Annotated in this window: 15 protein-coding genes; 3 read left to right on the top strand and 12 right to left on the bottom strand. The window is 68.9% G+C overall.

The genetic code is table 11. The features are described from left to right. The 8 genes from BCF74_RS16660 to BCF74_RS16630 all read right to left on the bottom strand — a co-directional run. Positions 1-229, bottom strand: a 229-nt coding sequence (locus tag BCF74_RS16660; protein WP_177426661.1) for a transposase, incomplete at its 3' end; no start/stop codon positions are given. Positions 230-336: 107 nt separating this feature from the next. Further along, positions 337-849, bottom strand: a complete 513-nt coding sequence (locus BCF74_RS16655; protein ID WP_106299048.1) for a class I SAM-dependent methyltransferase — start codon at positions 847-849, stop codon at positions 337-339. Beyond that, positions 846-1,049, bottom strand: a complete 204-nt coding sequence (locus BCF74_RS16650) for a YgaP family membrane protein (RefSeq protein ID WP_036490917.1) — start codon at positions 1,047-1,049, stop codon at positions 846-848. The genes BCF74_RS16655 and BCF74_RS16650 overlap by 4 nt, the downstream gene beginning before the upstream one ends. Beyond that, a complete protein-coding gene (locus tag BCF74_RS17445) occupies positions 1,046-1,213 on the bottom strand; it encodes a hypothetical protein (RefSeq protein WP_170070286.1) in 168 nt (55 codons plus the stop codon). Before BCF74_RS17445 ends, BCF74_RS16650 begins: the two co-directional genes overlap by 4 nt. 148 nt (positions 1,214-1,361) lie before the next feature. Continuing rightward, entirely contained in the window at positions 1,362-3,524 is a 2,163-nt protein-coding gene (locus tag BCF74_RS16645) for an MMPL family transporter (RefSeq protein ID WP_010833480.1), read from the bottom strand. A gap of 38 nt (positions 3,525-3,562) precedes the next feature. Then, entirely contained in the window at positions 3,563-4,387 is an 825-nt protein-coding gene (locus BCF74_RS16640; protein WP_010833479.1) for a sulfite exporter TauE/SafE family protein, read from the bottom strand. Position 4,388: 1 nt separating this feature from the next. Continuing rightward, positions 4,389-5,879, bottom strand: a complete 1,491-nt coding sequence (locus BCF74_RS16635) for an MBL fold metallo-hydrolase (protein ID WP_106299047.1) — start codon at positions 5,877-5,879, stop codon at positions 4,389-4,391. Between the two features lie 7 nt (positions 5,880-5,886). After that, the gene (locus tag BCF74_RS16630; protein WP_010833477.1) at positions 5,887-6,189 is read right to left on the bottom strand and encodes a rhodanese-like domain-containing protein; all 303 of its coding nucleotides are present in this window, start codon (positions 6,187-6,189) and stop codon (positions 5,887-5,889) included. A gap of 154 nt (positions 6,190-6,343) precedes the next feature. Between BCF74_RS16630 and BCF74_RS16625 the strand changes: the two genes are divergently transcribed. Together BCF74_RS16625 and BCF74_RS16620 are read left to right on the top strand one after the other, a co-directional pair. Next, positions 6,344-6,748 (top strand): DUF302 domain-containing protein, encoded by a 405-nt coding sequence (locus BCF74_RS16625; protein WP_010833476.1) that lies wholly within the window; start codon positions 6,344-6,346, stop codon positions 6,746-6,748. Further along, positions 6,748-7,014, top strand: a complete 267-nt coding sequence (locus BCF74_RS16620) for a metal-sensitive transcriptional regulator (protein WP_010833475.1) — start codon at positions 6,748-6,750, stop codon at positions 7,012-7,014. The genes BCF74_RS16625 and BCF74_RS16620 overlap by 1 nt, the downstream gene beginning before the upstream one ends. 27 nt (positions 7,015-7,041) lie before the next feature. On the opposite strand, the gene BCF74_RS16615 is transcribed toward BCF74_RS16620, so the two are convergent. Genes BCF74_RS16615 through BCF74_RS16600 form a run of 4 tightly spaced genes read right to left on the bottom strand, consistent with a single transcriptional unit; the run spans position 7,042 to position 9,770 of the window. After that, complete coding sequence (locus BCF74_RS16615) at positions 7,042-7,941, bottom strand: cytochrome c biogenesis CcdA family protein (protein ID WP_010833474.1); 900 nt, start codon at positions 7,939-7,941, stop codon at positions 7,042-7,044. After that, complete coding sequence (locus BCF74_RS16610; RefSeq protein ID WP_010833473.1) at positions 7,938-8,648, bottom strand: DsbA family protein; 711 nt, start codon at positions 8,646-8,648, stop codon at positions 7,938-7,940. Before BCF74_RS16610 ends, BCF74_RS16615 begins: the two co-directional genes overlap by 4 nt. Continuing rightward, positions 8,641-9,108, bottom strand: a complete 468-nt coding sequence (locus BCF74_RS16605) for a hypothetical protein (RefSeq protein ID WP_010833472.1) — start codon at positions 9,106-9,108, stop codon at positions 8,641-8,643. Before BCF74_RS16605 ends, BCF74_RS16610 begins: the two co-directional genes overlap by 8 nt. Further along, positions 9,105-9,770 carry an ArsR/SmtB family transcription factor gene (locus tag BCF74_RS16600; RefSeq protein WP_036490915.1) on the bottom strand — a complete coding sequence of 222 codons (666 nt, stop codon included), beginning with the start codon at positions 9,768-9,770 and terminating at the stop codon, positions 9,105-9,107. The genes BCF74_RS16605 and BCF74_RS16600 overlap by 4 nt, the downstream gene beginning before the upstream one ends. A 499-nt stretch (positions 9,771-10,269) precedes the next feature. On the opposite strand from BCF74_RS16600, the gene BCF74_RS16595 reads away from it, so the two are divergent. Beyond that, the coding region (locus BCF74_RS16595) for a helix-turn-helix domain-containing protein (protein WP_245889427.1) at positions 10,270-10,464 on the top strand (195 nt) is incomplete at its 3' end.

Genomic DNA, 10,464 nt, shown 5'->3' with positions numbered 1-10,464 from the left:
CATCGATGGTGCCGGCGCGAGTGTCCAGGTCCCGGTGCCGGTACCCGTTGCGGCTATTGGTGCGGTCCGGGCTACGGGTGCCGTACTCGGCACCGCACACGCTATCGGCCTGCGCCGACAGCAGCGCGTTGATGAACGTGGTCAGCAGATCGCGCATCAGGTCCGGGCTGGCCTGGGCGAGCTGGTCGTGCAGGAAGACGGCAGGGTCGATACTGGTGTTCGCGGTCATCGCGATGCTCCATTCGAGAGTGCTGTGAGAGGTTCACTCGAAGGATCACGCGGTGACCGCACCTACGTGCGTAGGGACACGCTCACCGGTGTCGTCGTACACCAACCCTATGGACTCAACTCGGCGAGGTCCTCGGCGGAGTGGCGGGCCGTCGGCAGGCCCGAGCAGGACGTGGGTCCGTCGGGGCCGAATGTGGCCAGGACCAGCAGGCCGCCGGGGGAAATGGTGCGGGCGGCCAGGTCGACGTACGCCGCGTGGTTGGCCGGCTCGGTGAGGAAGTGGAGTACGGCTCTGTCGTGCCAGGCGTCGTAGGTGCGCGAGGGTTCCCAAGACAGGACGTCGCTGACGACGTAGGCGACCCGCCCTTCCGCGGAGCCGAGCCGTTCGCGCGTCACTGCGAGCGCTTCGCGGGAGATGTCGAGCACGGTGATGTCGTCGCGGCCCTCGGCGAGGAGCGCGTCGGGGAGCCGGGACGCGCCGGCTCCGATGTCGATCACCGAGCCGGGCTGTTGGCGCAGGAGCTCCACGGAGTGGGTTGGCGTCTCTTCGAACCACGACACCGTGTCGAGGTCGCGCGACGCGAAGACAGCATCCCAGTGGTGAGAGCCGTCGTCGCTCATCGGAAGGCGCACCCGCTGCTGACGCCGAGCCGGCGGAAGATGACGGCCGCGGGGCAGAAGCCGGTGATGGACGACTGGAGCAGGTTGAGCCCGACGAAGGCGGTCAGCAGCAGCCACCACGGTGACACGAGCGCCACCAGCAGGACGCTGAGCAGGGTCATGGTGCCGGCGAGGAGGAGAACGGCGCGGTCGAGGTTCATCCCTTGCCTCCGAAGAGGCGGCTGAAGAACCCGGTGCCGGACTCGTGGGGGTGGCCGGCGCACCGGTCGGCGCGAGGGACGCGGGCGAGGACCTGGTCGACGTGCTGGCCGCAGCCGGCCCAGGTGGTCTTGCCGCACTTCTTACAAGTGACTGCTCGGCACATGGTGGAGCTCCTTTGGTTCGGGTGATCGTGCGGGAGGGGTGAGGGTGGTGAGTCTGGAAGGGGAGGTGTGGTCCGGACCCCCGTGGGGTCGGGCGCCCGGACCACGTGCCGCGGCGCAGGGGGATACGCCGCGGCGGTCGAGGAGCGCTCAGCCGTGCGAGAACGTGATGGTCGGCAACACACGGCGAAGCCAGGCCGGCGACCACCACGCCGCCTTGCCGGTCAGGCGCAGCATGACCGGCAGCAGCACGAGCCGCACGAGGAAGGCGTCGAGGAGCACAGCGACGCCGAGCACGATGCCCATCTCCTTGGGGGGCAGCGGGCCGGAGAGGGCGAAGGTGAAGAACACCGCGACCATGACCGCGCCGGCGGCGAAGATGACCCGTCCAGAGTGGGCGAGCGAGCCGACCATCGCGTCCTTAGGGTCGCCCGAGTGCTCGTAGTGCTCCTTGGCCGACGCGAGCAGGAAGACCGTGTAGTCCATCGCGATCGCGAAGATCATGGCGAAGAAGAACACCGGGGCCCACGCGTCGAGGAAGCCCTGACTCTCAAAGCCGAAGAAGTCAGCGCCGATGCCTTCCTGGAAGACCAGGCGGGCCACGCCAAACGCCGCAGCCGTCGACAGCAGGCTGGCCAGCGTGCCGAGCAACGAGATCAGCGGCGCCTGGAGCGCCACCAGCAACAGCAGGAACCCGAGCACGAGCACGACCCCGATCACGAGCGGCGTGGATTCGTCGAGCTGGGCCTTGAGGTCGAGGTTCTCCACCGCCGCGCCTCCAACGAGGGCGCTCGACGGCAGGTCGGCGCGCAGCCGGTCGACGGTGTCGTTGAGAGCGGGGTCGGACGGGTCGACGGTCGGAACGGCCTGGATCAGGACCAGTCCGCTGTCGTCGGCTGCCGGCATTGAGGGCATTGCTCCGGCGATGCCGGGGTCGGAGGCGAGCACGGTCTTCGCGGCGTCGGCGTCGGAGGCCTTCATCACGATCTGGAGCGTGCCGGGCGCACCTTCGCCGAAGGACTCCTGGACGAGGTCGTAGCCGACGCGTGCGCTGGCGTCCTCGGGCAGGACCTTGATGGAGGGCATGGCGGTCTTGAGGCCGATGATGGGTGCGGCGAGTGCGAGCAGCACGATGAGTGCGCCCAGGCCCCAGACGAGGGGGCGCTTCCAGAGTCGCTCTCCCCATGCGGCGAACTTCGGGGAGCGGTGCTCGCCCGTCTTTACCCAGGGCAGGGACAGCTTGTTGATCTTGTGGTCGAGCTTGAACAGCACCAGCGGGAGCAGGGTGAGGGTTGCGGCCAGGACGAAGACGACCGAGAGCATGATCCCGCCGGCCATCGAGCGGAACGACGGCGAGGGCACCAGCATCACCGCCGACAGCGAGATCAAGACGGTAGCGCCCGAGAGCAGGACGGCCTTTCCGGCGGTGTCCATGGTCTCGGCGACCGCCTGACGCGCGGAGTTGCCGGAACCCATGCGGGAGGCGCGGTAGCGCACGACGAGGAACAGCGCGTAGTCGATGCCGAGCGCGAGGGCGAACATCATCGCGAAGTTCATCGCCCAGATGGAGACCGGGACGAGCTCGTTGATGAGGACCAACGATCCGGCGGAGGCGACGAGGCCTGCGAGGGTCAGGATCAGGGGAAGGCCTGCGGCGACCAGGGCGCCGAAGGCGAGCACCAGGATCGCCATGGTGACGGGCCAGGAGACCATCTCGGACTTAAGCATCGCCTCGAGGTTGGCCTCGTTGAAGTCCGACCACAGCAGCGAGGACCCGGTGGGGTTGACCTGGATGCCCTCGACCGAGAGGTCCTGGAGGTCCCCCTTGAGGTCGGTGGCGACCCGGACCATCTCGTTGGTGTCGGCACCCGCGCCCGCAAGGATGATCGCGGTGCTGCCGTCCTGGCTGATGGTCGCGCCGGGCATCGGCGCGATCACCTCAGCGATGCGCGGTTCGGCCTCGAGCATCCGGGTCACCTGAGCGAGGACCTCGGCGCCGGGGCCCTCGGTGACGGGTCCGTCGGTGGAGTGCACGACGACCTGGATGGCCGAGGAGGCGTTACCGCCGAAGCTCTCTTGGGCGAGCTCGCGGGCGGCGACGGACTCCGAGCCGTCGGCCTGCCAGCCGGCGCCGGACAGGTTGTGCTCGACCTGGGGAGCGAAGGCGCCCAGGCCCACGATGAGCAGCAGCCAGACGCCGGTGACGAGCTTGGCGTGGCCGCTCACCCAGAGACCGAGGCGGCCGAGGGGTCCGGGGCGGAAGCCGGGAGTGAAGTCGGGGGCGCCCTTCGACGGGGCGGTGGTGGTGCTCATGGATGTTCCGTTCGGTGAGGGGTGAGCGATCGGTGTGATCAGAGAAGGGCGGGGACCGCGCGGGCGGCCGTGTAGACGGCGACGCCGAGGACCAGGACGGCGAAGGCCGCCTGGAGGCGGTGGGTGTCGACACGGTCGGCGAGGCGGGCCCCTGCGACGGCTGCTGCCGCTGACGTCGCCGTGAGGACGGCGACGGTCGCCCAGTCCGGTGGGTCGCCAGAACCGGCCCGGACGACCAGCGCTGCGGCGCTGGTGATGGTGATGACCACCAGGGACGTGCCGGCGGCGTACTCCATCGGCAGCGCGAGGGCGAGCAGGAGGGCGGGTACGACGAGGAAGCCTCCGCCGACGCCCAAGAAGCCGGTCAGCGCCCCGACGACGGTGGCGGTCAGCAGCACCTTGAGGGCCCGGGGGCACTGGCAGGCGAACGTCGGGCTGAACGTGATGATCGGGTCGTCCAGGGTGGGCCGCGCGACGTGCCGAGCGTCGTCTCCGCGACGGTGGCGTAGCTGGCGCCAGGCCAGCATCCCGCCGACCAGCAGCATCAGGGCGGCGAAGGCGGCCAACAGGACCTCCTCGGAGACCCGATCGGACGCCTCCGCTCCCGCCACCGCCCCGCCGATCGCGACCAGGCCGAAGACCAGGCCGCGGCCGAGCAGCACGTTGCCCGCGCGGTGCGCGGCGATCGCCCCGATCAGGGAGGTGACGCCGACGACCACCAGCGACCCGGTCGTCGCCTGGGAGGCGGACTGGTCGAGCAGGTACACCAGCACCGGCACGGCCAGGATCGAGCCGCCGCCACCGAGTGCCCCCAGGGACAGGCCGATGAGCGCGCCGGCGGCGACGGCGAGGAGCAGTGTCATCTCAGACGTCGGGCCCGTCGGCACCGTCGGTGGGGTCGGTGGTGTCGCCCTCGGGGCGCACCAGGTGCAGGCCGAGCTTCTCGGCGTTCTCGAAGGAGTCGTCGACTGCGACGGGGGTCCGGCCGGCGGCGGCGACGAACGAGGCAGCGACCGAGGCGCGGTAACCACTGGCGCAGTGCACCCACACCTCACCGGCCGGCACCTCGCCGACGCGGCGGGGCAGCTCGTGGATCGGGATGTTGACCGCCCCGGCGATCGCTGCACCCTCGTACTCGTCAGCGCGGCGCACATCCAGTACGACGACGTCGCGGTGGTGGCGCACCTGCGCCAGATCGGCGAAGGTGGCGGTCGGGAAGCTACCGAGGTCGCCGTCGGTCCAGTCCTGCGGACCGCCGGTGGCCTGGGCTGCGGGCCGGTCGATGCCGATCCGAACCAGCTCACGCTGGGCGGTGGCCACGTCCTCGGCGGTCTCACCGAGCAGGGTCACGGCGGTGCCCCACTCGATCAGCCAGCCCAAGTAGGTCGAGAAGGCACCGTCGAGTCCGAAGTTGAACGCTCCAGGGGCATGCCCAGCGGCGAAGGCCTTGCGATTGCGCAGGTCCACCACCCACTCACCCGCGTCGATCCGGCGCCGCAGCTCGGTCGCGTCGGCCTCCTGCACCGGGGAGAGGTCGGGCGCGGAGGGACCGGCGGCGTTGGCGGGTCCCATGTGCACGTAGTACGCCGGCCAGGCACCGAGGCCGTCCAGCAACTCGCGGACGTAGGTCTCCTCGTCCTGGGTCAGGACTGGGTTCGAGCGCTTCTCCTCGCCGATCGTCGAGGCCGTGGCTTCGGACTGCGTGGCCGAACAGAACGACCCGAACCCGTGAGTCGGGTAGACCTCGGCCTCGTCGGGCAGCTGCTCGGCGAGCTTGTGCGCCGATGCGTGCTGGTGACGCACCAGGGCGTCGGTGTGCTCCTCTCCGAGCAGGTCGGGTCGACCGGTGGCGCCGTAGAGAAGCGAGCCGCCGGTGAACACGGCGTACGGCTCCTCGCCGTCAGGCCCGTCGACAGAGAGCGCGTAGGACAGGTGGGTAAAGGTGTGACCGGGGGTGGCGATCGCACGGACGCGCATCCGGTCGCCCACCTCGACGACCTCGCCGTCGGCGATCGGGGTGCGGTCGAAGGACACCTCGTCCTCGCCGTTGACCAGGTAGGCCGCTCCGGTTGCCTGCGCGAGCGCCAGGCCACCAGTGACGTAGTCGTTGTGGATGTGGGTCTCGAACACGTGGGTCAGTCGCACGCCGTCGGCCTCGAGCACCTCCAACACCCGGTCGATGTCGCGCTGAGGGTCAATCACCAGGGCGGCTTCGCCGTCGTGGACCACGTAGGTGCGGTCCCCGAGCGATGAGGTCTCGAGGGTGCGGACGGTCAGTCCCTCGGCCGGCCGCTGCTGGGCCTCCTCGGTCGCCGAGGCCGGTGCGGGTGTCTCGGTGGTGGTGGCGTCAGTCATGTTCGCCTCACTTCTCAATCGGTAGCCCGGAGCGGACCCAGGCGCTGGTGCCGCCGGCGACGTTGATCGCCTCGAAGCCGTTAGCGGTCAGAACGTCGGCCATCGCGCTGCTGCGGTTGCCCGAGGCGCACACCACGTGCACCAGACGATCGCGGTCGATCTCGCCCAGCCGGGCGGTCAGCTGACCCATCGGGATGTTGACCGCACCCGGCACGTGACCCTCGCGGAACTCCGCAGGCTCACGGACGTCGACCACCGACGCGCCCTGATCGAGCGCCGCAGCGAGCTGGTCGATGGTGGTTTCACGCATAGAGGGGACTCCTTTGCTGGCTCGTCGAACTACCCAAACGGAACCCCCGGGGGGGTTATGCCCAAACATTAACACATCCCCCAGGGGGGTTGTACAGTTGTGGGTGCAGCCTAGCCACGGACCTCGTGATCGGTACCCGAGAGGAAGAGACCCCATGACGCAGTACACGCTCGAAACCACGGTGCCCCGCCCCTACGACGAGACCGTCGAGGCGGTGCGCGCTGAGCTCGCCGCCGCGGGGTTCGGCATCCTCACCGAGATCGACCTCAAGGCCACGCTGAAGGCCAAGCTCGATGTCGACGTCGCACCCCAGATCATCCTGGGGGCCTGCCGCCCCCAGCTAGCGCACCAGGCATTGCAGGCCGATCCCTCCATCGCCGCACTGCTGCCCTGCAACGTCGTCGTCCGCGCCCTCGACGACACCACCACGGTCGTCGAGGCCTTCGACCCCGACGCCATGATGTCCCTCGCCGGTCACGCCGGCGACACCCTCCGCACCGTCGCGACCGACGCACGACAGCGGCTGACCGCGGCCCTGGCCGCACTGGAGAAGAACTGATGGACCTCGAACCCACCGAGATCAAGGCGATCATCACCCGCATGAAGCGCGCCAACGGGCACCTTGCCAGCGTGATCCGGATGATGGAGGAGGGCTCTGACTGCGAGTCCGTCCTCACACAGTTGGCCGCCGTCAACAAGGCGCTCTCCCGCGCCGGCTACGCCATCGTCGCCACCGGCCTGCAGCAGTGCCTCACCGAGTCCGACGAGGGTCTTGACGACGTTGACGTCAAGAAGATGGAGAAGCTCTTCCTCGCCCTTGCCTGAGGCGGCCCCACCAGGCGCGCTGGGGTGCTATCGGGAGCGCATGTCCTCGTCGATCTTCTCGTGTTTCGGGGTAGACGCCGGGTCATCATTCTGCGAGTTGCCGTGGCGTCGGCGCCAAGCGACCGTCAGTGCCCCGAGCAGGATGACTGCGGGCAACAGCCAGTCCGGCGCCGCGGCGGCCCACGTCGCTGCCGTCTGTTGGGCGGTGAACTCCAATTCCACGGTATCGGCGATGCCGAAGGCCCCGGTGATGCCGGCGGTGCCGTCGTAGCGGAGGAACACCACTCCGATGATCACGAAGAGGACGCCGGCCGTGGCGGATGTGGTGTGGACGCGCAGCGGCCCCCAGGTCAGGGTGCGGCCGCGTAGCCAGCGGCGGCGGCCGAGATCGAAACGGTCCCAGATGGCGGCGAGCACCAGGAGAGGTGCTGCCATCCCGAGTGCGTAGACCGCAAGGAGGGCTCCGCCTCGCCACGGCGTGCTCTGGGTGGCGGCAACTGTGAGGATGGCGCCGAGCACAGGGCCGGAGCAAAAGCCCGCGAGGCCATAGACGGCCCCCAGGATCAGGGTCGAGACCCATCCTTGGCTCGTGCGGGCGGCCGACCAGCTCTGGAGGCGGCTAGCGAATGGCAGCGCGAAGCCCTTGCCGAGCAGCTGCAGGACACCCAGCCCGATGATGGTCCAGCCGGCGACCGCGATCAGAAGCGGTCGGTGGCCGTAGATCAGGCGTGACGCGGCTGCGGCGCCGGTCCCGAGCGGAACCAGGGTGATCAGCAGGCCGACGTAGAAGACCAGTGTCCGGGTCACCAGTGCGCGCTTGGTGGCGAACGCGTAGGCGAAGAACGACGGCAGCAGCAGTGCGCTGCACGGTGAGAGGAGCGCGAGGACCCCGGCGGCGAACGCCGCGAGGACGCCGATCTCGATCATCCGGCGTCGGCCTCCTCGATAAGGTCCTCGAACACCTCGGTTGGTTGGGCGCCGATGACCGGGACGCCGTTGATCAGGAACGATGGCGTTCCGGTGATGCCCAGTTCCTGGCCTTCCTGGAAGTCGGCGTCGACAAGCTGCTCGGTCGTCTGGGACTTCATGTCGGAACGGAACTGCTGCACGTCCAGGCCGAGCTCATCGGCGATTCCCTCGACGTACTCCTGATTTAGGTTGCCGCTGTTCGGCGGCAGCTGATCGGCGTACATGGCGTCGTGGAACTCCCAGAACGCGCCTTGCGCGGCGGCCGCGCGGCCGGCCAGAGCGGCAGTCGCCGACTCCGGCCCGAGGTAGGGGAAGTCGCGCCACTCGATGCGGAGGGTGCCGTCGGTGACGTACTGCTCCTCCAAGGCCGGGGCGGTGTCGCGAGCCCACTTGCCGCAGAACGGGCACTGGAAGTCGGAGTAGGCGATGAGTACTACGGGGGCGTCAGCCTCGCCCTTGGCCATCGGGTCGTCGACCTGGCGTCGTGCCAGCGAGTCGTCGCTCGTGCTCGACCGCTGCGAGTCTGTGGGGGACCCGACTGACCTGTCGGCCTCGTCGTCGCCGGAGAATACGCCGGCGAGCGCTGCGATCAGCGCGACGGCGGCGGCGAGCGCGACGATCGCCGGCAGGATGGGGCTCTTACGGGCAGGATGCGACTCAGGCATGAACTTCCTTCAGATCGGTGGGGCAGGAGATCTCGCCGAGCAGACGTCGCCGTAGCGCCCAGGCGAGGAGAACGACCGCGGCAACTTGCAGCAGCGGCTGGATGGGCTCAAACCAGGTCATCGCTCCCGCGCTACCGAGAGCGAGGAGTACGAGCTTGTTGCACACCGGGCAGCCGACGGCGAAGTAGGTCAACGCGCTGCCGACCCATCCGCCGCGCTGGACCTGGCGGTCATCACCCATACGTGCCGGGGCGGCCACATAGGACCCGACCAGTAGCCCAGCCAGGATCGAGGAGAGGATGAGAGACGGCCAGGACCACCACGTGGGAGGCACCTCGCGGCCGAAGATCGGAGTGTCGATCAGGTCCGTTGGAATCGCCACGACAAGGACGAACGCGGCACCAGCAGCGAGCGCCGTCAGCCATCGCCGAGCAGGCCAGAGGCGAAGCGCCGCGATCACGCGCCGACCTCCACCGGGAGTGCGTGAGTTCTCCACTCCAGCATCCCGTCCTCCAGGCGGCGGGCGTGGATCCCCTCGGTAGCGAGCAACCGGACGGCGTCGTGCGCGAGGACGCAGTAGGCGCCGCGGCAGTAGGTGATCACCTCGCCGCCGGCCCGCAGGTCGGCCACGGCGTTCGGCAGCTCCTCGAACGGAAGGCTGCGGGCGCCTGGGATGTGCCCCGCGGCGTACTCCTCCGAAGGTCGGACATCGATCACAGCGGCCGACCCAGCCTCGAGGAGGTCGAGCAGCTCTTGTCGGGTCACGATGTCGATCTCACCTGAGCCTGGAACGCCGAGGTAGGCCGCCAACGCCTGCTCCACGTCGGCGGACCGGGTACGTGCAACGGTCAGCATCGCGCCGTACAGCGCAACCACGTCATCGCCCGCCAGTCGGTAGTAGACGCGCGTCCCGTCCCGACGCGTCCGCACCAGGTTTGAGGACTTCAACACCTGTAGGTGAGCCGACACCGTGCTGACCCCCATGTCGGCTGCACGGGCCAAGCTCTCGACGGTGCGCTCCCCCTGAGCGAGCAGATCCACCAGCTCGAGCCGCTTGGCGCTACCGAACGCTTTGCCGACCACCGCCAGCTCGGCGAACAGCCCGTCTTTCGCGTCACTCATCCAGTCCTCCAAAGATCATTGGAGAAGGGAGCGTAGCGGACCTGTGGCTCGCTCAGTGCGGGCACCCCACCCGCTGCCCCTTAACCGACCGCCGAGAGGTGCAAGCACGGGCAGTAGTCGGGATTGGTGCGACGCCTTGCTGAGTCCTTCGCCTGGGCTTGCCCGCGACGACGCGGAGGCGCAACGAGGGCCCCGGCTAAGCCAGGGCCCTCGGTACCCGAACGGTGAGTTCGAGCTTTACGTTCACAAGTGACTATATGTCGTAGTACTGACTGACTGACCCATGCTGACCTGCGCAAACTCCGATTCGTTCAGGCGATTTGTATCCCGTTTGTAACAGCCGATGACGGTGCTCACCGAAATTCCCCAGTTCTGCTCATCGAATCTCCCCACTCTGGGTCGCTCCGCCGCATGAGGCGGGCCTCCCTGGATGCTGGTGGTCTCTGACCACACACCAGCCCAGGAAGGCCCTGTTCTCATGCTCTCAGAGAGGAGCAGCGTGGACATCCACGCTCTGCAGCGGCAGGGGATGACGATCAGCGAGATCGCCCGCCGCACGAACCATGACCGCAAGACCATCCGCGCCTACCTCGCCGGTGAGCGCCAACCAGGGGTCCGCCAGCGCGCTTCGCCGGACCCGTTCGACGGGTTCGTCGACTACGTCGCCGCGCGCCTGATCGAGGATCCGCACCTC

It is taken from the genome of Knoellia remsis (assembly GCF_003002895.1).
Classification (GTDB): domain Bacteria; phylum Actinomycetota; class Actinomycetes; order Actinomycetales; family Dermatophilaceae; genus Knoellia; species Knoellia remsis.
The sequence above is the reverse complement of the archived record's forward strand: the minus strand, read 5'-3'. Positions and strand labels throughout refer to the sequence as shown.

Bases quoted from the DNA above. Each gene is read 5' to 3' on its own strand.
- BCF74_RS16655 (WP_106299048.1), bottom strand. From the start codon at position 849: ATGAGCGACGACGGCTCTCACCACTGGGATGCTGTCTTCGCGTCGCGC.
- BCF74_RS16650 (WP_036490917.1), bottom strand. From the start codon at position 1,049: ATGAACCTCGACCGCGCCGTTCTCCTCCTCGCCGGCACCATGACCCTG.
- BCF74_RS17445 (WP_170070286.1), bottom strand. From the start codon at position 1,213: ATGTGCCGAGCAGTCACTTGTAAGAAGTGCGGCAAGACCACCTGGGCC.
- BCF74_RS16645 (WP_010833480.1), bottom strand. From the start codon at position 3,524: ATGAGCACCACCACCGCCCCGTCGAAGGGCGCCCCCGACTTCACTCCC.
- BCF74_RS16640 (WP_010833479.1), bottom strand. From the start codon at position 4,387: ATGACACTGCTCCTCGCCGTCGCCGCCGGCGCGCTCATCGGCCTGTCC.
- BCF74_RS16635 (WP_106299047.1), bottom strand. From the start codon at position 5,879: ATGACTGACGCCACCACCACCGAGACACCCGCACCGGCCTCGGCGACC.
- BCF74_RS16630 (WP_010833477.1), bottom strand. From the start codon at position 6,189: ATGCGTGAAACCACCATCGACCAGCTCGCTGCGGCGCTCGATCAGGGC.
- BCF74_RS16625 (WP_010833476.1), top strand. From the start codon at position 6,344: ATGACGCAGTACACGCTCGAAACCACGGTGCCCCGCCCCTACGACGAG.
- BCF74_RS16620 (WP_010833475.1), top strand. From the start codon at position 6,748: ATGGACCTCGAACCCACCGAGATCAAGGCGATCATCACCCGCATGAAG.
- BCF74_RS16615 (WP_010833474.1), bottom strand. From the start codon at position 7,941: ATGATCGAGATCGGCGTCCTCGCGGCGTTCGCCGCCGGGGTCCTCGCG.
- BCF74_RS16610 (WP_010833473.1), bottom strand. From the start codon at position 8,648: ATGCCTGAGTCGCATCCTGCCCGTAAGAGCCCCATCCTGCCGGCGATC.
- BCF74_RS16600 (WP_036490915.1), bottom strand. From the start codon at position 9,770: ATGAGTGACGCGAAAGACGGGCTGTTCGCCGAGCTGGCGGTGGTCGGC.